General features: G+C 72.5%; 9 protein-coding genes, 2 tRNA genes and 1 pseudogene. 11 read left to right on the forward strand and 1 reads right to left on the reverse strand.

Translation table 11 applies throughout. From position 1 onward, the window contains the following. The first annotated feature begins 1 nt into the window (after position 1). Positions 2-13,342 carry a beta strand repeat-containing protein gene (locus V4F39_RS07575; RefSeq protein ID WP_332288706.1) on the forward strand — a complete coding sequence of 4,447 codons (13,341 nt, stop codon included), beginning with the start codon at positions 2-4 and terminating at the stop codon, positions 13,340-13,342. A gap of 10 nt (positions 13,343-13,352) precedes the next feature. Then, positions 13,353-14,132 carry a SapC family protein gene (locus tag V4F39_RS07580; protein ID WP_332288707.1) on the forward strand — a complete coding sequence of 260 codons (780 nt, stop codon included), beginning with the start codon at positions 13,353-13,355 and terminating at the stop codon, positions 14,130-14,132. Here V4F39_RS07580 and earP read toward each other — a convergent pair. Beyond that, positions 14,072-15,241 (reverse strand): elongation factor P maturation arginine rhamnosyltransferase EarP, encoded by a 1,170-nt coding sequence (gene earP, locus V4F39_RS07585; RefSeq protein WP_332288708.1) that lies wholly within the window; start codon positions 15,239-15,241, stop codon positions 14,072-14,074. The two genes, V4F39_RS07580 and earP, sit on opposite strands and share 61 nt — an antisense overlap. Before the next feature lie 35 nt (positions 15,242-15,276). Here earP and uvrC point away from each other — a divergent pair, with 35 nt between their 5' ends. From uvrC to V4F39_RS27195, 9 genes and pseudogenes are all read left to right on the forward strand, one after another. Beyond that, a complete protein-coding gene (uvrC, locus tag V4F39_RS07590; RefSeq protein ID WP_332288709.1) occupies positions 15,277-17,343 on the forward strand; it encodes an excinuclease ABC subunit UvrC in 2,067 nt (688 codons plus the stop codon). Beyond that, on the forward strand, positions 17,330-17,815 hold the full coding sequence (locus V4F39_RS07595; protein ID WP_332288710.1) for an energy transducer TonB: 486 nt from the start codon (positions 17,330-17,332) through the stop codon (positions 17,813-17,815). The genes uvrC and V4F39_RS07595 overlap by 14 nt, the downstream gene beginning before the upstream one ends. A gap of 42 nt (positions 17,816-17,857) precedes the next feature. Continuing rightward, on the forward strand, positions 17,858-18,424 hold the full coding sequence (gene pgsA, locus V4F39_RS07600) for a CDP-diacylglycerol--glycerol-3-phosphate 3-phosphatidyltransferase (protein WP_332288711.1): 567 nt from the start codon (positions 17,858-17,860) through the stop codon (positions 18,422-18,424). Between the two features lie 52 nt (positions 18,425-18,476). After that, positions 18,477-19,340, forward strand: coding sequence for a DMT family transporter (locus tag V4F39_RS07605; RefSeq protein ID WP_332288712.1), 864 nt, complete (start codon positions 18,477-18,479; stop codon positions 19,338-19,340). A gap of 81 nt (positions 19,341-19,421) precedes the next feature. Further along, complete coding sequence (locus V4F39_RS07610; protein WP_378235073.1) at positions 19,422-19,793, forward strand: HU family DNA-binding protein; 372 nt, start codon at positions 19,422-19,424, stop codon at positions 19,791-19,793. Positions 19,794-19,806: 13 nt separating this feature from the next. Continuing rightward, positions 19,807-19,882, forward strand: a tRNA-Val gene (locus V4F39_RS07615). A gap of 142 nt (positions 19,883-20,024) precedes the next feature. Then, positions 20,025-21,956 (forward strand): SurA N-terminal domain-containing protein, encoded by a 1,932-nt coding sequence (locus V4F39_RS07620; protein ID WP_332288713.1) that lies wholly within the window; start codon positions 20,025-20,027, stop codon positions 21,954-21,956. A 54-nt stretch (positions 21,957-22,010) separates the two neighbouring features. After that, positions 22,011-22,086, forward strand: a tRNA-His gene (locus V4F39_RS07625). A 103-nt stretch (positions 22,087-22,189) separates the two neighbouring features. Beyond that, positions 22,190-22,324 (forward strand): annotated as a pseudogene (locus tag V4F39_RS27195) (DUF6538 domain-containing protein); the annotation flags it as partial. Positions 22,325-22,365: the final 41 nt, after the last annotated feature.

A 22,365-nucleotide genomic window follows, 5' to 3' on the forward strand; every position in this document is an offset into this window, starting at 1 on the left:
CGTGAACCTGTTTGCCACCACTCCCTCCCGCAAAGCCCTTCGCCTGCGTGCCGCCGAACGCCGCCGCCAGCTGCGCGCCCGCCGCTGGGGCGGGCCGGGCTTCTCGCTCAGCGGCGTGGTCGCGGTCATCGCGGCGCTGCTGGCAGGGCAGGGCACGGCACTGGCGAACCCGACCGGCGGCCAGGTGGTGGCCGGCTCGGCCACGTTGAACCAGAAGGGGCCCGACACGCTCGACATCCACCAGTCGACGCACAAGGCCATCATCAACTGGCAGAGCTTCAGCGTCGGTGCGGGGCAGAAGGTCAACTTCCTGCAGCCCGGGCGCGGCAGCGTCACGCTCAACCGCGTGCTGGGCAACGATCCCTCGGCCATCTTCGGCCAGATCAGCGCGCCGGGCACCGTGATGCTGGTCAACCCCAACGGCGTGGTCTTCGGACCGGGCTCGCGCGTGGACGTGGGAGGCCTCGTGGCCTCCACCGCCAACCTGCGCGACGAGGACTTCCTGGCCGGCCGCTATGCGTTCACGCAGGCGTCACCCCGGGCCGACGCGGCCATCGTCAACCAGGGCACGATCAGCATCCGCGACAGCGGCCTGGCCGCGCTGGTCGCGCCGCGCGTGCGCAACGCGGGCGTCATCGAGGCCCGGCTCGGCCAGGTGGCGCTGGGCGCCGCGCAGACCTTCACGCTCGACTTCCACGGCGACGGCCTGCTGTCCTTCGACGCCGGCTCGGCCGTGCAGGGCGCGCTGCTGGAGCACAGCGGCCGCATCCAGGCCGACGGCGGCTCGGTGCTGCTGACGGCGCGTGCCGTCAAGGGCGTGGTCGACAACGTCATCAACACCAGCGGCATCGTCAGCGCGCAGAGCGTGGGCACGCAGGCCGGGCGCATCGTGCTGTCGGGCGGCGAGGCGGGCGGCGTGGCCGTCGGCGGCGCGCTCGATGCCGCCGGCCGCGCGGCCGGCGAGCAGGGCGGGCGCATCGTCGTCAACGGCCAGGACGTGCACCTGGCGGCCGGCGCGCAGCTCGACGCCTCGGGCGCCGCGGGCGGCGGCGAGGTGGCCGTCGGCAGCGCGGGCGTGGCGAGCGGCTATGCCGACAAGGCCCGCAGCGTCACGATGGAGGCGGGCGCCGCCATCCGCGCCGATGCGCTGGACGACGGCCGGGGAGGCCACGCCACGCTGTGGTCCGACCAATCCACCACCTTCGCCGGCGACATCTCGGTGCGCGGCGGCGCGCGCGGCGGCGACGGCGGCTTCGTGGAGGTGTCCAGCCACCAGAACATCGGCTTGAGCGGCCAGGTCGACGCACGCGCCGACAAGGGCAAGACCGGCGATTTCCTGATCGACCCGGCCACCATCCGCATCACCGACAGCAGCAGCTCCAGCAATACCACCGTCAGCAACAACAACACGGTGACGCGCGGCTGGCTCGAAGGCCAGTCGGGCAGTGCCAACCTCACGCTCGAAGCCACCGGCCAGATCACCATCGACGCGATGGCCGGCCAGCTCATCAACCTGGCGACCACCGCGGGCCACCAGTTCACGCTGCGGTCCACGCAGAGCGACGGCATCCGCTTCGCCGATGCGGCCACCGAGATCCGCACCGCCGGCGGCAGCATCCGCCTGGAAGCCATCGGCATCGACAGCACGCTGGCCAATGTCGGCAAGCTCAGCACGCAGGGCGGCGGCGTCACGCTGCTGGCCACGCGCGACGTGCAGCTGGCCGGCGCGGTCAACGCCGGCGCGGGCACGGTGTCGGCGCAGTCGCTGGTGGGCTCGGTGGTCAACCAGGCAGGCTCATCGCCGCTGGTCACCGGCGGGCAGGTCGAGTTTCGTGCCGCGGCCGGCCATGTCGGCGCGGCGGGCGGGGCGCTCCAGAGCGCCACCACGCGCCTGGTCGTCGAAAGCGGCGGCAACATCGTGGTCGGCAACGCCGGCACGCTGACGTCGCTGTCCTTGGCCACCACGCACAGCGCGGGCGGCGCGCCGTTCAGCTACCTGCTCTCGTCCACCGGCCTCACGTTCGAGGCCACCGACGCGATCACCACCGGCGGCGCCACGCAGCTGGGCCGCGTGCAGCAGGCCGGCGCGCTCGACTTCAGCTTCAGCGCCGACCGTTCGGTGGCACTGGGCGCGCTCGACGTCGGCGGCGGCGCGATGTCGCTCACCTCCACCGGCGGCGACCTGCTCGCGGCCGCGGGCGGCAGCCTCAAGGCCGGCACGCTGGCGCTCACCGCGCAGGGCAGCACCCTCACCAACGGCGCCATCGGCAGCGGGGCTTCGCCGCTGCAGACGGATGTCGCCCGCCTCAGCGCCACCGCGGGCAGCGGCGGCGTGGCCGTCGCGAACGCGTCGGCGCTGGTGGTCGACAAGCTCAACGCCACCGGCGCGTCGTCGGTGACGGCCGCGGGCGACCTCACGGCCGGCCGGATCGCCACCGGCAACGCCGCGCTGGCGCTGACCTCCCAGGCCGGCCAGGTGCTCGACGACGGCGACGCCACCACACGCGCCGATGCCGGCGCCGGCACGCTGACCGTACAGGCCGCCACCGGCATCGGCAGCCCGGGCGCGGCGTTCGACTTCAACGCCGGCACCCTGACCGCGCAGACGGCGCAGGGCGACATTGCCGCCAGTGCGCGCGGCAGCGTCAATGCCGACGTGCGTACCGGCGACGGCGCCATCACGCTGGCCAGCGCCGGCGCCCTGGCGGCCACGCGCGCCGCCACCGGCACATCGCGTGTGGGCAACGACATCACGCTCAGCGCCCAGGACAACCTGAGCGCCGGCGAGGTGGACGCCGGCACGCTGGGCAACGTGAGCCTGAGCTCCACGGCCGGCAGCGTGCAGGGGGCATCGGGCACGGGCCGCATCGTCGCCGACCAGCTCACGCTGAGTGCCGCGACCGGCATCGGCAACGGCACCGCGCTGCGCACGGCGGTGCGCACCGTCAGTGCCAGCACCGCTGCGGGCGCGCTGCAGATCGCGCAGAACGGTGACCTCGTCGCCACGTCGCTGCTGGCGGGCGCCTCGCAATCGGTCGCCGTCGACGTGGTCGGCGGCCAGCTGCAGGTGGGCAGCGTGGGCGCCTCCTCGGGCAGCCTGTCGTCCGCCTCGCTGACGGCGCAGGGCGCGATCGTCGACGATGGGCAGGCCGGCACGCGCGTGGCGGCCAACAGCGTCACGCTGCGGGCTGGCGCGTCCATCGGCGCGCCGGCGGCGGCGATCGGCACCGCGGCCACCAGCCTCACGCTCGCCGCGGTGGGTGATGTGTACGTCGGCAACAGCCGCATGCTGACCGCGCTCGACATCACGCACGCCCACACCACGCCGGGCGCGTCCAACCAGATCTCGCTGAGTTCGCCGTACCTCGACTTCAGCATCACCGACGACGGCAGCCGCTACACGCTGAGCCGCCTGGTCGGTGCCAACCTCAACACGCTGCGCTTCAGCGGCGACCAGGGCATCGTCGCCGGCACGATCAAGGCCGCGGGCAGCGTGACGCTGCAGGCCGGGGCAGGCGACATCCTCGACGACGGCCAGTCGCAGACGCGCATCACCGGCTCGTCCGTCACGCTGTCGGCGGCCGCCGGCAAGCTCGGCACCGCCAGCGCGGCGCTCGGCGTGGCGACGTCCAACCTCAGTGCCACCACGCAGGGCGACCTGTACGCGCACAGCATCACCGACCTGGCCCAGCTGACGATCGACAGCCGCCATGCCGATGCCGCCAGCACGTCCATCCTGCAGATCACCGCGCCTTCGCTGAAGGCCGTGCTGACGGACACTGCCGGCGGCCTCGTCGTCGGCTCTTTCACCGACGTCACCAGCCTCAACCTGAACCTGAAGAGCGACCGCGACATCACGCTGGGCGCGGTCGATCTCACGTCTTCGGGCACCGCGCGCTTCGAGAGCACCACCGGCGCCATCACCGACGACGGCCTCAAGTCGACTGCCGTGCTGGCCAACAGCGTGACGCTGGCGGCCGTGGGCGCGCTGGGCGCGGGCGGCGGCGCGCACCTCGACGTGGCGACCTCCACGCTCAACGCCAGCGGCAGCCGCATCGACATCAACCTGCAGCGCCCCTACGGCAGCAGCAACACCACGCACGTGACGGCGCTCGGCACGGTGTCGTCCACCGGCGACGTGACCATCGCCGCCGACCGGGGCGACCTGCGCGTGGGCAACCTCAACGCCGGCGGCAACGTGGCGCTCACCGTGCGCGACGGCGCCATGCCCGTCAGCATGAGCGGCGCGGTCAACGCCACCGGCACGGTGGCGCTGAACGCCACGGGCGACATCGGCACCGCCGGCGCCACGCTGACCGTGACCGGCAGCGAGGTGACGGCCGCCTCGTCGAACGGCAGCGTGCGCTTCAACACCAACGGCAGCACCCGCGTGGCCGACGTGCACACGGCCGGCGGCGACATCACGATCGCCAGCAGCGGCCAGCTCGCGGTGGGCACGCTCAACGCCGGCAGCGGCACGCTCACGCTCAGCAGCGGCGTGTCCTCGGGCTCGATCGTCGGCATCACCCCCGGCGGCGCCACGCTCACCGGCCAGAAGCTGGTGCTCAGCAGCGCGACGGGTGCGGTCGGCAGCCTCGATGCGCCGCTGGCGATCAACGCGCCCGACGTGGCCGTCACCGCCCGCGGGCAGATCGGGCTGGCGAACGCGCTCGCCTTCACCCGCCTGGCCATCGACCGCACCAGCGTGGCCGGCAACGACTTCGGCACGCTCGTCACCGGCGCCAACCTCGCGGCCTTCTCGATGACGGAGAGCAGCGCCGGCTACCGGCTGGACGCGCTCACCGCCACCTCGCCGCTGGCCTTCAGCTACAGCGGCGTGCGCGGCATCGGCATCGGCCACGTCGACAACGCCGGCGGCAGCGTGTCGCTCACCAGCACCGGCGGCAGCCTCACCGCCGATGCGGGCGGCGCGGCCAACATCCGGGCCACCAGCGTGAGCCTCGCGGCCGGCAGCAGCCAGTCGATCGGCACCGCGACGGACGCGGTCCGCGTGGACGGCGCGGCCTCCCTGTCGCTCAGCGCCGGCCGCGACATCCACGCCGACAGCGCCACCGCGCTGCAGGCGCTGGCCATCCACAACACCAACACCAGCGGCACCGCCGGCCAGTTCGGCATCACCGCGGCAGGCCAGACGGTGGCCCTGGCCGACGACGGCACCGACGTGACGTTGTCGGTGGGCGGCGCCAACACGCTGCAGTCGTTCGGCTACAGCGGCACCGCGAGCCGCAACCTCGTCGTGGGCGCCGTGGCGGCGAGCGGCGATGTGACGCTGTCGGTGGCGGGCAGCGGCGCGCAGGGCAGCCTGCGCAGCGACGGCGGCAGCGGCCGCATCACTGCCGGCAGCGTGACGCTGACGGCCAGCGGCACGGACAGCAGCGCCACGGCGGGCCAGATCGGCGCCAGCGGCACGGCGCTGCGCACCACCGCCAGCCAGCTCGCGATCGAGGCCAAGGGCGACGTGCGCGTGGACAACGGCGGCCAGGCGCTCGACAGCCTGACGCTGGCGTTGTCGCACAAGGCCGCCGACGCCGCCCCCTCGACCTACAGCCTCACCGGCCTGGGCGGCGGCAGCTTCTCGCTGACGGACGGTTCGACGCAGTCGCTCGGGTTCATCTCCAACGGCGCCGATTTCCGGTTGACCACCGACCGTGCGCTGGCGACGTCGACCATCAACGTCGGTGCCGCAGGCTCGGTGGCGCTCGAGACGCAGGGCTCCGGCGCCTACCTGGGCGGCAGCAGCTACCAGGCCGCATCGATCAACCGCCTCAGCGGCAGCATCACCGCGGGTTCCGTGTCCTTGTCGGCGAAGGGCTACAACGCCCACGTGGGCAATAGTGCGACCCTGTCGACCGCCACGCAGTCGCTCACGGTCGCGACGGGCGGCAACGTCAGCATCAGCAACTCGAGCACGCTGTCGTCGCTGGGCCTGGACCTCACGCACAACATCTCCGGCACCAACACCAACTCGTATTCGCTGAGCTCGAACGGCGGCTTCACCTTCTCGGTGACCGACAGCACCGGCACGAGCGGCCTGTCGCTCAACAGCGTGTCGCAGTCGGGCCTGGCGTTCTCGCTGAAGGCCGACCGCACGATCACCGCGGCCAGCGTCAACATGGGCCCGGGCAGCGTCAAGCTGGAGAGCCACACCATCCGCAGCAACGGCGGCACGTCGATCATCGCGGACGAGCTCACGCTCGCCGGGGGCAGCGTCTACGGCTCCGACGGCACGGTGGCCTTGGGCACCACCGTCAACAAGCTCAACACGCAGCTCACGCAGAGCCTGAAGCTGTCGAACACCGGCGCGCTGGCGCTGGGCAGCAACGCCGTGGGTTCGTCGGCAGACATCACGGCCGCCGGCAACATCACGCAGGCGGGCGGGCGCTTCGTGGCGCCGTCGCTCTCGCTGCGCTCTTCCAACGGCTCGCTCGGTGCGCCGGGCGCCGAGCTGCTCACGCAGTCGCGGCAGCTGACGCTGTCGGCCGGCGGCAGCATCCGCGCCGACAACAGCGTCGACCTCTTCTCGCTGACGGTGGATGCACGCGCGCCCAACGCCACGCCCACCACGCTGGCCATCACCGCGGCCGGGCTCGACTGGTCGGTCACCGACACCGGCACCGCCTACCGGCTGGACCGCGTGGTCGACGCCAGCGGCCTGGACTTCAGCTTCACCGGCAACCGCGCCATCGAGCTGGGCGCACTCGACGTGCAGCCGGGCCGCAACCTCACCGTGTCGGCCGCCGGCAGCGCGGGCCTGGACATCACGCGCGGCGCCGCCGGCGATGCGCTGCTGCGCGCCGGCAAGGTGAACCTGCTGGCCACCGGCAGCATCGGCACGAACGCCATGCACATGCTGACCGAGGCCGCCAGCCTGGCGCTGACCACCGGCGCCAATGCCTACGTGGACAACACGCTCGACCTGTCCGCCCTCTCGCTCACCAGCACGCAGACGGCCGGCGCCGGCACCTACCAGGTCGGCGCGACCGGCCTGGTGTTCGACGTGGTCGACAACGGCACCACCACCACGGTGAACCAGGTCGCCGACGGCACGGGCCTGAACTTCACGCTCGACACGCAGCACGCGCAGGAGATCCGCGTGATCGACACCACCGCCGCGGGCACCGTGACGCTGCGCGGCGCCAACGGCATGGCCGGCAGCACCGACGTGGGCCACCCCGGCCGCATCACCGCCGCGGCGGTGACCATGCACACGACCGGCGGCGCCGCCAACCTGGGCAATGACACCGTCATCACCGCGCCCCAGCTCACGCTGACGCTGGCCGGCAGCGCCGACCTGGTGTCGGACGTGCTGCTCGAATCCATCTCGCTCGAGACCACCGGCAGCAGCGCCCGCACCATCGGCATCGCCGCGGCCGGCGGCCTGGCCTTCAGCGGCGTCGACAACGGCAGCACCACCACGCTGAGCCTGGCGGAGGGCCAGCACAACGGCCTGGCGCTGAACGTGACCTCGTCGCGTGGCCTGGTCCTCGGCGACATCGACACCGGCATCGCGGGCCAGGTGTCGCTGCATGCCCGCAGCGGCTCGATCGTCGACGACGGCGACGGCGCCACGCGCATCGACGCGGCCACGCTGAGCCTGTCCACGCAATCGGGCGGCATCGGCAGCGGCGGCCTGGCGATCGACGCGCAGGCGGGCCGCGTGACGGCCAGCGCCCAGGGTGGCGCGCTGGGCCTGGCGCTGCGCGACACCGCGGCCATCTCGTCGCTCTCCGCGACCGGCGGCATCGCGGTCAGCAACCTCGGCGGCGACATCGCGATGGGCAGCGTCGATGCCAAGGGCCAGGCGTTCTCGTTCGACAACCAGGGCGGTTCGCTGCTCAGCGGCAGCATCAGCAACGCGACCTCGGTCACCCTCTCGGCCCAGGGCTCCATCGGCAGCGACAGCACGCTGCAGATCTATCCGCAGAGCAGCGGCACGGTGACGCTGACGGCCTCGGCCGCCGCCGCCAACGGCGCGCGCGGCAGCATCGACATCTCGGCCGGCTACGCCCTCAACGCCGCCTCCGTGACCGCGGCCGGCGACGTGAAGCTCAGCTCGGGCAGCCAGTCGAACCTGACCTTCGGCACCATCACGACCGCAGGCAAGGTGACGCTCTCGTCCGCCGCCGGCATCTACGGCAACAGCGTCGGCAACCTGATCACCGGCAGCAGCGTGAGCCTGCTCACCGCCTACACCAGCGCGGCCGGCGGCAGCATCGGCACCAGCGGCACGCGGGTGCGGGTGAACACGAGCGACCTCACGCTGCAGTCGCGCAACGACCTCTACATCACCGGCCTGGCCGACCTGGATTCGCTGTCGATCGCACGCGGCCAGTACGCGACCTACACCAGCAACGGCACGTTGTCGGTCAATGCATCGAACCTGACGATGTCGGCCACCGACAACGGCACCACGACGCTGACGAACCTGGTCGACAGCACCGGCCTCAAGTTCAGCTACGTCACCAACGGCGACGTCGCCGTCGGCAACGTCAACGTGGGCAGCAGCGGCACCGTGGCGCTCACCGCCAGCGGCGGCAGCGGCTCGCGCAGCATCGCCGCGACCAGCGGCAGCTCGCTGATCACGGCCGACAGCGTGACGCTCGCCACCAGCGGCAGCGCGGGCGCGATCGGCTCGGCCGGCACCGCGCTCGGCCTGGCGACGGCGCACGTCACCGCCAGCACCGGCAGCGGCGGCCTCTACCTGAAGCAGGCCGGCAGCGCCGAACTGAGCAACCTCTCGACCACCGGCGCGCTTTCGTTCACCGCGAGCAGCGGCGACATCACGCTCGGCTCGCTGAGTTACGGCAGCAACTCGGCGCTGACGCTCACCGCCACCAACGGCCGCATCCTGGCCGGCGGCAGCGGCGGCGTGATCACCGGCAACGGCGCGGTCACGCTGACGGCCGGGCAGGGCATCGGTACCGAGCTGGCGCCGATCCTGTTCGGCACGCGCTCCAAGGCCGCGGGCGCCCAGGCCGTGACGGCCAGCGTCACCGGCACCGGCGACGTGCACGTGGTCGGCACCGGCGACTTCACCGGCGGGCTCGACGTCTCGACGCACGACGGCGCGATCAACGTGCGCACGGCCGGCGCCCTGAGCCTGCTGGGCGCGCACTCCGATGCGGACGCCCTGGGCCGCGAGATCACCGTGGTGGCCGGCGGCAACCTCACGGTGGGCGAGGTCACGGCCGGCACCACCGCGGGCCGCGTGTCGCTCACTTCCACCGGGGGCAGCATCAACTGGGAGGCAGGCAGCCACCAGCTCACCGCCTTCGCGGTGGACCTGTACGGCGCCACCGGCGTCGGTACGTCCGGCAACCGCATGGGCGCCGAGGCGCAGCGCCTGTCGGTCGGCTCGGCCGGCAGCATCTACCTGCAGACGGTGGACGGCACCGCGCTCACCCGCGCCTACTCCACCACCGGCACCATCGACATCGCCGGCAGCGGCGACCTGCTGCTGGGCAGCCTCTCGACCAGCGGCGGCAACATCCAGGTGGCGACCACCGGCGCGGGCAGCGACATCATCGCCGGCCAGATCGACGCCCAGGGCGGCCGCGTGACGCTGAACGCCGGCGGCCAGCTGCTCGACGACGGCGATGTGCGCACCCGGGTGAATGGTGGCGACCTGCGCCTCACCGCGGGCCAGGGCATCGGCGCGGCCGGCGCCGCGCTGCAGACCCGCGCCGCAGCCATCACCGCGGAAGTGACGGGCGCCGGCGCGCTGGTGCTGGCGAACGACCTCGCCGGACCGGTCACGCTGGCCAGCCTGAAGACGGCCAACGGCGCGATCGACGTGCACACGGCGGGCGACACCACCGTCACGTCGGCGGTGTCGACCACCAGCCATGCCGACAACGACATCGGCATCACCAGCGGCGGCGCGCTGGTGGTGGGCCAGGTCGACGCGAAGGCGCTGGGCGGCGTCTCGCTGTCGGCGCAGGGCGCGATCACCGCGGCCAGCAACAGCGCACTGGTGCGCGGCGCGAGCGCATCGCTCGTGTCGACCACCGGCATCGGCGCCGAGGTGAACGGCAGCGTGCAGGCGCTGCGCACCGACGTGGCCGCGTTCGACCGGCTGGCCGCCACGGCCGCCGGCAGCCTCGTCGCGATCGACAACGTCGGCACCGGCACGCTGGTGCTGGGCTCGAACACCGTCGACGTCGGCGCGGGCAGCAGCCTGTCACTGTCGACCGCGGGCGCGCTGGACGCCAGCGCCGGCATCGCGCCGGTGCTCGAGCACCTGTCGCTCGCCGCGGCCGGCACGCTGACGGTGCCCGCGGGCGGGCTCTCGGCCACGCAGACGCTGTCGCTCAGCGGCGGCGACGTGGTGGCCGCCGGTGCAACCCCGCGTGCACTCACGCTGCAGGCCGGCGCCATCACGCTGCGCAGCGGCGCGGCGGGCGGCGACCTGCGGCTGGACACCACCACCACGTCGCTCGACGCCGCGCTCACCGGCGCGGGCGCGCTGATGGTGGACAACACCGGCACGCTGGCATCGGCGACGCTGGCCACCGCGAACGGCGACATCGAGGCAGGCAGCAGCGCCGGCCTCACCGCCACCAGCGTCACGGCCGGCGGCACGAACCGCACGGTGACGCTCGCCGCCGCGGGCGGCGACCTCACGGCCGGCGCCATCGACGCCGGCGCCACCGGCCGCATCGTGCTGCAGGCGGCGGGCTCGCTGCTGACGGCGGACGGCGGCACGCTGAACGCGGCGGCGCTGGACCTCACCAGCGCCACCGCGATCGGCAGCGCCGCGTCGGCGTTCCAGGTGACGGCCGGCCGCGTCGCGGCGCAGGTCACCGGGGCCGGCGACATCCACCTGGCGAGCGCCGGCGCCTTGACGCTGGACCGCATCGCGACACACAACGGCTCGATCACCGCCGAAGCCGCGGGCGACCTGACGGGTGCGGCGGCGATCTCGGCCGGGCACGGCGGCAGCGTCACGCTCGCGTCGCAGCGCGGCGGGGTCACGCTGCAGCACGCGCTGGCCACCAGCGGCGACCTGGCCGTGACCGGCACGCAGATCGCCGTGGGCGACGTGACCACCGGCGGTGCGCAGCGCTTCACCGGCACCACGACGCTGACCGGCAACCTCGCCGGCACGGCCATCGTGGTTGACGGCGACCTGATCCTGGCGGGCGCGGACCGCCTCCTCGACACCCGCAGCGGCAGCGGCGGCGTGCAGGTCAACGGCACGCTGGACGGCGGCGGCCATGCGGCCACGCTGCGGGCAGGCAGCGGCGACGTGGCGCTGGCCGGCGCGGCCGGCCAGCTCGCGGGGCTGACCATCGAAGGCCGGCAGATCACGCTGGCCGACGTCGGCACCAGCGGCGCGCAGTACTACACCGGCGCGACCGTGCTGGCCGGCCAGTACACGACCGGCGGCGGTGCGTTCACCGTCGACGGCACGGCGACGCTGGCGAAGGACGTGCGCATCGACGCCGGCAACGGCGCGTTGCGCCTGGCCGGCAACGTGTCGGGCGCGCAGGCGCTCGACCTGCGCAGCAGCGGCGGCGCGCGGCTGGACGGCAGCGTCGACATCGCGGCGCTGCAGGCCGGCGGCGGCACGCTGGCGCTGAACGGCGGCAGCGTCCGCACCACGGGTGCGCAGACCTACGGCGGGGCCGTGGTGCTGGGCGCCGACACGGTGCTCGAGGCGGGCGGCGACGTGCGCATCGAGGCCGGCGCCAGCGGCGCGCACGCCCTGGCCATCAACACCGCCGGCGACACGCGCCTGGACGGCACGCTCACGCTCGGCGCGATCACCACCGATGCACCCGGCACGCTGCACCTGGCGGGCGGCCGCATCACGACCACCGGGGCGCAGGCCTACGGCGAACGCGTGGTGCTGGACGCCGACACCGTGCTGGCCGGCGCCAGCGTGGGCCTGGAGGCCGGTGTCGACGGCGGCCGTCGCGCGCTGCAAACCACTGGCGCCACCCGCCTGGGCGGCACGGTCGCCGCAGGCGCGCTGACGATCGACGGCGGCACGACGCTGGTCACCGACACGACCGTCTCGGCAGGCCGGGTGGACTTCCGCGGCACCATCGGCGGGGCGCAGGCGCTCGTCGTGAACAGCGACGGCGCGACCCGCTTTGGCGGAGCGGTGAACGTGGCCTCGGTCACCACCGATGCGGCGGGCACGCTGGCGCTCGACGGCGGCCGCATCACGACCACCGGCGCGCAGCGCTTCGGCGAACGTGCGGCGATCGGTGCCGACGTGGTGCTGACCGGCAGCAGCGTGCTGCTGGCCCAGGGCGCGCAGGGCACGGCGAGCCTCGCGATCGACGGCGCGGCCGACATCGGCGGCACGCTCGACCTCGGCGCCTTGTCCATCACCGGCAGCAGCGCGCTGCGCACCGACAGCATCCGCACCAGCGGCGGCCAGCACTTCGGCGGCGACGTCGAGGCGGCGGGCGCGCTGACGCTGAGCGCGGGCGGCGCGGTGGACTTCGGCGCGGCCTTCCGGGCCGACAGCCTCGCGCTGGTGTCCGGCGACACGGCCACCTTCCGCGGCCCCGTCACGCTGCAGGGCCAGGGCGGCCTGCAGGCCGAGGCGCGCAGCCTGCGCTTCGAGGGCGCGGTCACGGCCATGCTGGGCGCGGTCTCGGTCACCAGCACCGACGCAGCCTCGGGCGTGGTGCACTTCGGCGGCCCCGTGCAGGCGGCCACGGGCCTGGTGCAGCAGGGCGGCTCGCGCGTCGAGTTGCCGGCCAGCATCCAGGTGGCCCGGGGCGCGATCCGCCTCGACGCGCCCGCCACGCTGCCGGCCGGCCTCGCGACGATCAGCACCGATGGCGACATCACGATGGCCGGCCTGGCGGGCGCGCAGACGGCGCTGACGATGGCGGCCGGCACCGGCGTGATCCGCATCGGCTCGGCCGGCGGCGACGCCGGCCACGTGCTCAACGTGGCGAGCCTGGCCGTGCCCACCGCGGCTTCGGCGCAGCTCCACGGCACCATCAACGGCCGCGGCGGGGCCTTTGCCGCCTCGATGATCGACAGCCTGCTGGTCGGTTCGCCCTGGTACATGAACGGCACGCCCTGGGGTCCGCTGGACACCGTGACGCGCCTGGCCACCGTGATCGTGCCGAACGCCGTCGTGCCCAGCACCCCCGATGCCGCCGCCTTGTTCCGCGGCGTGACGGAGCGCGCGGCGCTGACGCCCGATGTGCTGGCCGTCTTCCGTGCGCCGCAGGTGCTCAGCATCGCGGGCGCCTCCAACCTCCTGAGCCACGATGAATCCCAGTCTTCAAGAGAACCGGCCGCCACGGCAGAAGCCTCGCCACCGCCCGCCGCGCCGGCGGGTGCGCGATGAGGCGCCGCGCATGACGAGCCCCACCCTGGCCTCGCCGGAGACGGCGGCGCAGGCCGCGCCGGCCCCGGTCGGCGGGATGCCCCTCTTCTACCGGCGCCCCCGCGTGCTGCGGCCGGCGCTGCATGCCGGCCTGTCGCTGGCGCCGGCGGGCGACTACCGCTTTGCGGCGTCCGCCAACGCGGTGCCGCTGCTGGCCTCGGAGCTTCCCACCGCGGCGAGGCATTTCCCCATCGTCTTCAGCCGCGAGGCGGTGCCGCATCCGATGGCGGTGCTGGGCCTGCGTGCCGGCCACAACGCGTTCGTCGAGGCGGACGGCCGCTGGCGTGCCGGCAGCTACATGCCGGCCTACGTGCGACGCCATCCGTTCATCTTCGTCGAGGGCGAGGGGGCGGGCGGGCCGCGCTTCACGCTGTGCGTCGACGAGGAGGCCGCCACGGTGGTGCCCGGCCGCGGCAACCCCTTCTTCGACGAGGCGGGCCAGCCCACCGCGGCGACGCGCAGCGCGCTCGACTTCTGCCGCGACTACCAGATGCACCATCACGCGACGGCCGAGCTGGGGCGTGCGCTGCTGGCGGCCGACCTGCTCGTCGAGCACCGCGCCGACGTGGCGCTGCGCGACGGCGAGCGCCTGAGCCTGTCGGGCTTCCGGGTGATCGACGAAGCGCGCTTCGCCCAACTGCCGGACGAGACCTTCCTGGAGTGGCGCGCCAAGGGCTGGCTGCCCGCGATCTACGCGCAGCTGGGGTCCGCGTCGGCCTGGTCGTCGCTGATCGACCGCCTGGCCGACTGAAACGCCAGCAGCTGCGTGACGAGGTCGGGCTGCGCGAGCAGCCGGCCGCGCCACGCCTCGCAGGCCGTGCGCCAGGCCCGGGCGTCGGGCCAGGGCGTGCCGGCCGCGAGCGCGCCGGCCGTCGGCGCGATGCCGTTCCAGGCATGCCACAGCGCCCGCACGCCGGCTGCCAACGCGGGGCCGGCGTCCTGCTGCCACAGCCCGAGCAGGGCATCGAGCTTGGCCACGTGCGCGTCGTCGTGCTGCGGATAGATGTGCCACGCGAAGGGTGCGCCCGCCCACATCGCCCGCACGATCGAATCCTCACCACGGACGAAGTTCAGGTCGCAGGACCACAGCAGGCGGTCGAACCCGGCCTGCGGGAGCCAGGGCATGGCGTGCACGCGCAGCCGGCCCGCCGAAGGCCGCCGCGCGAGGGCCTCGAACGCCGACAAGGCCGGCGCCTGCGATGCGCCGGCGCATACCAGCATCAGCGTCGGCGCTTCGTCGAGCCGCTCCATCAGCGCACCGAACGGCGCGCCCGGGTAGGCGAAGAGGCTGGCGACCCGCTCCCCCGGCCGGCGCCGCAGGCCGAAGCCGGCCAGCCAGGCGTCGCGGTCGAAGGCTTCACGCTCGGCCATCAGGCCGGGCTCGCGCAGCAGGCCGCCGGTGCGCACCGTGAAGCCTGGGTAGAAGAACCACTTCGTCAGCCCGTTGCGCTGCGGCGAGGGCAGGCCGTGGCTGCGCTCGACGTAGCCTTCGGCACTCAGGTACTCGAGATTGATCCACACCGGCGCCACCGCCGCCGCGGCCATGCGGTCGACGAAGGCCGGCGGCGGATCGCACCCGAAGGTCTCGACCACGACGTCGCCCGGGTCCATGCCGGCGGGCGGGTCGCCCCACGGCAGCACCTGCACGCCGGGTGCGCCGTGCGGGGCCATCCAGGCGAGCGGCGCGCCGTCGTCGAGCCACAGCCGCACCGCATGGCCGCGGGCGGCGAGGCCGGCCGCGAGCCGCCAGCTCACGCCCACGTCGCCATAGTTGTCGATCACGCGGCAGAAGAGATCCCAGCGCAAGCCGCCCGCAGGCGGCTGCGCCGGCGGGCGGGGCGGTGGCTGGGGGCTGGGCATCGCGGGATTATCGAAGCGGCACAATCCGCGGTCCGATGAACGCGCAGCCCCCTGTTCCCGCCGAGCCCGCGGCCCCGACGCCCGGCGACGCCGGCCCCGATGCATCCGCCCAAGCCGCCGCGCAGCGCGAGCGCCTGCTGGCCGAGGTGGCCGCGCTGCCGCCGCTGCCGGGCGTCTACCGCTACTTCGATGCCGGCGGCAACGTGCTGTACGTCGGCAAGGCGCGCAGCCTGAAGAAGCGGGTCGCGAGCTACTTCCAGAAGGACCACGGCGGCACGCGCATCGGCCACATGGTCGGCCGCATCGCGCGGCTGGAGACGACGGTGGTCCGCACCGAGGCCGAGGCGCTGCTGCTCGAGAACAACCTGATCAAGACGTTGAACCCGAAGTTCAACATCCTGTTCCGGGACGACAAGAGCTACCCCTACCTGAAGATCACCGGCGCGCGGGCGTCGGGCAGCGAGGCCGATTCGGCCTCGACGCGCTTCCCGCGCGTGGCCTATTACCGCGGCGCGGTCGACCGCCGGCACCGCTACTTCGGCCCGTACCCGGGCGCGTGGGCGGTGAAGGAATCGATCCTGCTGATCCAGAAGGTGTTCCGACTGCGCACCTGCGAGGACACGGTGTTCGCGAACCGCAGCCGGCCCTGCCTGCTGTACCAGATCCACCGCTGCACCGCGCCGTGCGTCGGCTTCATCGGCGCCGACGACTACGCGCGCGATGTGAGCCATGCCGAGCGCTTCCTGCTCGGCGAGACGCAGGAGGTGCTCGACGACCTGCAGCAGCGCATGATGGCCCACGCCGAGGCGCTGGAGTTCGAGAAGGCGGCGGCGCTGCGCAACCAGATCAGCGCGCTGTCGCGTGTGCTGCACCAGCAGTCGGTCGAGACGAACAGCCTGTCCATGTCGGACAAGGACGTCGACATCCTCGCCGTGCGCGTGCAGGGCGGGCGGGCCTGCGTGAACCTCGCGATGGTGCGCGGCAGCCGCCACCTGGGCGATCGCGCCTACTTCCCGGCGCACGTGGAGGACGCCACCGCGGTGGCCGGCGACGCCGCGGCCGGTGAGATCGACGACGAGGCCGCCGCGCGGCCGGCCGCGGCGCCGGTGGAGGTCCAGGTGCTGGAGGCCTTCATCGCGCAGCACTACCTCGGCAATGCCGTGCCGCCGCTGCTGCTGCTGAGCCATGCGGTCGACAAGGCGCTGCTGGAGATGCTCTCGGCGCAGGGCGGCACCCGCGTGAGCGCGCAGCACCAGCCGCGCGAGCAGCGGCGCATCTGGCTGGAGATGGCCGACAAGGGCGCGCAGATCGCGCTGGCGCGCCTGCTGGCGGAGGAGGGGTCGCAGCGCGAGCGCACGCGGGCCCTGGCCGATGCACTGGGCCTGGAGGTCGATCCGCTGGAGGCGCTGCGCATCGAGTGCTTCGACATCAGCCACACCGCCGGCGAATCGACGCAGGCGAGCTGCGTCGTGTTCGAGAACCACCAGATGCAGAGCGCGCAGTACCGCCGCTACAACATCACCGGCATCACCGGCGGCGACGACTACGCCGCCATGCGGCAGGTGCTGTCGCGGCGCTACGGCAAGATCGCCGAGGCGCTGGCGGCACAGGCGCAGGAAGGCATCGCGCCCGGCGACCCGGGCGCCCGCGTGCGCATGCCCGACCTCGTGCTCGTCGACGGTGGCCGCGGCCAGGTGTCGATGGCGCGCGAGGTCTTCGCGTCGCTCGGGCTCGACGTGGGGCTGATCGTGGGCGTCGAGAAAGGCGAGGGCCGCAAGGTCGGGCTGGAGGAACTGGTGTTCGCCGATGGCCGGCCGAAGGTGTACCTCGGCCATGACTCGGCCGCGCTGATGCTGGTGGCGCAGATCCGCGACGAGGCGCACCGCTTCGCGATCACCGGCATGCGTGCCAAGCGCGCGAGCGTGCGCACCGGCGGCAGCAAGCTCGAGGAGATCCCGGGCGTGGGCCCCAAGAAGCGCGCGCGCCTGCTGCAGCGCTTCGGGGGTGCGCGGGGCGTGGCCAACGCGAGCGTCGACGAACTGACGGCGGTCGAAGGCATATCCAAACAACTGGCGGAGGACATCTACCGTGCATTGCATTGAATGGCGCCCGGTGCGCCGGCTGGCCGCCGTGGCTGTGGCCCTACTGATGGCGGCCTGCGGGTCGCAGGGGCCGCGGCCCGAACCGCGGCCGTCCGCACCCGGTGCGCGCCCGCCGGCACCGGCCGCGCCGTCGGCGGCCGTGCCTGCGCGCAGCTGGCAGGAATACAAGCTGCAGGCGGCGCGGCGCCTCGTCGAGGCGAATCCGGAGCGCACCTACCTCGGCGAGGTGCAGCAGCCGCTGCTGGCCATCCCCGTGCTCGAGATCGAGCTGAACGCCGACGGCAGCGTGCGCCACATCAAGGTGTCGCGCAAGCCGGGCCAGGCGCTCGACACGGTCGACCTGGCGATCGCCGCGGTGCGCCGCGCCGCGCCCTTCGGCGACGTGCGCCACCTGCCGCGGCCCTGGGTGTTCAACGAGGTGTTCCTGTTCAACGACGAACGCCGCTTCAAGCCGCGCATGCTCGATGAATGACGGCACCGCCTGCGCCGCAGGGCATGCAAGGTAGCATCGGCCATGTTCTTCAACCTGCCGACTCTGCTGACCTGGGCGCGCATCGTCGCGATTCCCCTCATCGTCGGCATCTTCTACCTTCCGCTGGACAGCGGCACGCGCAACCTGATTGCCACCGTGCTGTTCATCGTGGTGGCGGCCACCGACTGGGCCGACGGCTACCTGGCGCGCAAGCTCAACCAGACCTCGAAGTTCGGCGCCTTCCTCGATCCGGTGGCGGACAAGTTCCTCGTCTGCGCGGCGCTGATCATCCTGGTGTGGCTGCACCGGGCCGATGCGATGGTCGCGCTCGTCATCATCGGCCGCGAGATCGCGATCTCGGCGCTGCGCGAGTGGATGGCCGAGATCGGCGCGCGGCGCAGCGTGGCCGTGCACATGCTGGGCAAGCTCAAGACCGTGGTGCAGATGGTCGCGATCCCGTTCCTGCTCTACGACGGCCCGCTGTTCGGTGTGATCGACACGCGCATCTGGGGCACCGGGCTGATCTGGGTCGCCGCGGTGCTCACCATCTGGTCGATGGTGTACTACCTGCAGAAGGCGCTGCCCGACATCCGCGCGAACGTGCGGTGAGCCTGTGACGACCACCGGCGGCCCCGGGCGCTCCGAAGCCTTTGCCGCTGCCATGCCCGCGGTGTTCGTGCTCATCTGGAGCACGGGCTTCATCGTCGCGCGCTACGGCATGCCGCATGCACCGGCGCTGGCCCTGCTCAGCTGGCGCTACGGGCTGTCCGTGATCGCCTTTGCGCTGTGGATCGGCCTGAGCCGGCCGGGCTGGCCGCAGGGGCGGGCGCAGTGGCTGCACCTGGGCGTCACCGGCGTGCTGATGCACGCGGTCTACCTCGGCGGCGTGTGGTCCTCGGTGAAGGCGGGCGCCTCGGCTGGCACGGTGGCGCTGGTGGCCGGGCTGCAGCCGGTGCTGACGGCGCTGTGGGTCTCGGCCATGGGCCGCGAGCACCGCGTGTCGCCGCGGCAGTGGCTAGGGCTGGCGCTGGGCCTGCTCGGGCTGCTGCTGGTCGTGTGGCGCAAGCTGGGCCAGGGCGAGCTGACGGCCTGGAACCTCGGGCTCGCGATCTTCGCGCTGCTCGGCATCACCATTGGCACGCTCTACCAGAAGCGCCACGTCGCGCCGTGTGATGTGCGCACCGCCAACTTCGTCCAGCTGCTGGCGGCCTTGGTGGTTTCCGCGCCCCTCTCCTGGTGGCTTGATGCGGAGCCCATCGTCTGGCACCCGGAGCTGATCGGGGCGCTCGCGTGGTCGGTGCTGGCGCTCACGCTGGGTGGCAGTTCGCTGCTCTACCTGCTGATCCAGCAGGGCGCGGCCACGCGTGTCACCAGCCTGCTCTACCTCGTGCCGCCCTGCACGGCGGTGATGGGATGGCTGCTGTTCGACGAGGCGCTCGGACCGCCGGTGCTGGCCGGCCTGGCCCTGACGGCGATCGGTGTCGCGATGGTCGTGCGTGCACCGCAGCAGGCACCCGACAAGTGACCCGCCGGTGCCTCGGACTGCACCTAGAATCCGCCCCTTCGCGCTTGACACTGCCGAGGGGCGAGGCTGTAATCGTTCGCCTTGGCTCGACCCGGTTCGCACCGATCACTCTCGAGCTTCGCAGGCCAGAGGCGCTCCAGCCGTCCTCCATCATTCGTAAGACACCAGAGAGGGGATACCTTCGTGAACAAGAGTGAACTGATCGAGCACATCGCCAAGCAAGCCGATATTTCGAAGGCTGCTGCAGGCCGTGCGCTCGAGGCCGTCATCGGTGGCGTGAAGACCACCCTCAAAAAGGGCGGCAGCGTGTCGCTCGTCGGCTTCGGCACGTTCTCGGTCACCAAGCGGGCAGCGCGCAGCGGCCGCAACCCGCGCACCGGCGCTACGATCAAGATCAAGGCTGCCAAGGTTCCGAAGTTCCGCCCCGGCAAGGGCCTGAAAGACGCACTTTGATCCAACGGTTACCGGGTGCTTAGCTCAGCCGGTAGAGCGGCGCCCTTACAAGGCGTAGGTCGGCGGTTCGAACCCGTCAGCACCCACCAGCGACAATAGGCGGCTGCACGCCGCCTGATGGTTGCCCCGGCGGGCCTTTCGAGGCCCGCCGGGTTCCTCAAAGGCGGACCCCCTCGGGTTCGCCTTTGTGCCGTCTAGGCACCGGTATTCCTGTTCGAAAGCCGTTTCCGCATGTTCGAGTTTGTCCGCAATAACACCCGCCTGCTGCAAGGCATCCTGGTGGTCCTGATCTTCCCGGCGTTTGTCGTCGCGAGCTGCCAGGGCTACGAGCAGTTCATGGGCGGCGGCAACGCCACCGTGGCGAAGGTCGATGGGCACACCATCACGCAGGCCGAATGGGATGCCGCCCATCAACGCCAGGCCGAGCGTGTGCGCCAGCAGATGCCCAACGTCGACCCCAAGCTGTTCGACACGCCGGAGGCACGCCACGGCAGCCTCGACCAGCTGGTGCGCGAGCGCGTCATGTTCGCGGCCGTCAACAAGCTGCACCTGGCCGTGCCCGACGAACGGCTGCAGCGCGAGCTGCTGGCCGTGCCTCAGCTGGCGGCGCTGCGCCGGCCGGACGGCAGCATGGATCTCGACGCCTACAAGGCGCTGCTCGCGGCGCAGGGCATGAGCCCCGCGATGTTCGAAGCGAGCGTGCGCCAGGATGCCGCCTTGAAGCAGGTGTTCGCCGGCGTGGAAGGCAGTGCCTTCGCACCGGCCAGCGTCGCCCGCGCGTCGCTCGATCCGCTGCTGCAGCGCCGGATGGTGCAGCTGCAGCGCTTCGATGCGCGCAGCTACGCCGCCAAGGTCCAGCCGAGCGACGCGGAGATCGAGGCGTACTACCAGTCGCATGCCGACCAGTTCCGCGCGCCCGAGCAGGCCAGCATCGAATACGTCGTGCTCAATGTCGATGCGCTGCTGGGCGGGCAGGGCATCCCCGAAGAAGAACTGCGCAAGTACTACGACGAGAACATCGCGCGCTACACCAGCGCCGAAGAGCGCCGCGCGAGCCACATCCTCGTGAAGGCCGACAAGGATGCGCCCGCCGCCGAGCGCGAGAAGGCCAAGGCCAAGGCCGAGGCGCTGCTGGCCGAGGTGCGCAAGGCGCCCGCCACCTTCGCGGAGGTCGCACGCAAGAACTCCGACGATCCGGGCTCGGCCGAGCAGGGCGGCGACCTCGACTTCTTCAGCCGCGGCGCGATGGTCAAGCCCTTCGAGGATGCGGCCTACGCGATGAAGCCGGGCGAGATCAGCAACCTCGTCGAGAGCGACTTCGGCTACCACATCATCCGGCTCGACGCGGTGCGTGGCGGCGACAAGAAGCCGTTCGCCGCGGTCCGGCCGGAGATCGAGGCGGAGGTCAAGAAGCAGCTCGCGCAGCGCCGCTACGCCGAAGCGGCGGAGCAGTTCAGCAACACCGTCTACGAACAGGCGGACAGCCTGCAGCCGGTCATCGACAAGCTGAAGCTGACGAAGCAGACCGCGGTCGTGCAGCGCACCCCGGCGCCGGGCGCCACCGGGGCGCTGGCCTCGCAGAAGCTCCTCGAAGCGGTGTTCTCCACCGATGCGACGCAGGGCAAGCGCAACACCGATGCGGTGGAGATCGGCCCCAACCAGCTGGCGGCCGCCCGTGTCGTCGAGTACACGCCCGCGCGCGTCGTGCCCCTGGCCGAGGTCAAGCCCCAGGTGCGCGAGCGGGTGGTGCAGGAGCAGGCGGCGGCGCTGGCTCGCAAGGAAGGCGAAGCGCGCCTGGCGGCGGTGCGCGAGTCGGCCGACGGTGCAGGCCTGCCCGCGGCCACCGAGGTGTCCCGTGCGCAGTCCCAGGCCCTGCCGCGTGCCGTGCTCGACGCGGTGCTGCGCGCCGATGCGGGCAAGCTGCCGGCGGTGGTGGGCGTCGACGTGCCCGGCGAAGGTTACGTGGTGGCGCGCATCACCGAGGTCCGTGCACCCGACGAGAAGGCGCCGGAGCTCGTGCAGCTGCTGCCGCGGTATGCGCAGGCCTGGGGCACGGCGGAATCCGCGGCCTACTACGATGCGCTGAAGAGCCGGTTCAAGGTGGAGCTGAAGGGCGCCGGGCTCCCCGCGCCGGCCGACGCTGCATCGGCAGTCGACAAATAAGTCACTCGGTCCACGCGAGTGGGCCATGAGTGGGCTATACTTGTGGGCTCTGCGGTGGCTGTAGCTCAGTTGGTAGAGTCCCAGATTGTGATTCTGGTCGTCGTGGGTTCGAGTCCCATCAGCCACCCCAAAGAACTCTAGTTGTACGCGCAAGGCCTTGATTTCCTTAGGAATCAAGGCCTTGTTGCTTTAGGCTAAACGGCCGGTTGCTACACGGTCTGGCAATCTGTACCGTGCGTCGTCGCATCCCCGCCGCCATCCGCGCCGCATACCCCTCCCATCAAGAGCACGTAGTCCGTAGCTTGGGCACGTCCGATCGTTGCGCGGCCAAGGAGCTGGCGCGAGCGGAGAACACGCGCATCGACATCGAGTTCCGGCGGACCCCACGGCGGTGCATCCTTTGCATGTC

It is taken from the genome of Aquincola agrisoli, assembly GCF_036621135.1.
GTDB lineage: Bacteria > Pseudomonadota > Gammaproteobacteria > Burkholderiales > Burkholderiaceae_C > Aquincola > Aquincola agrisoli.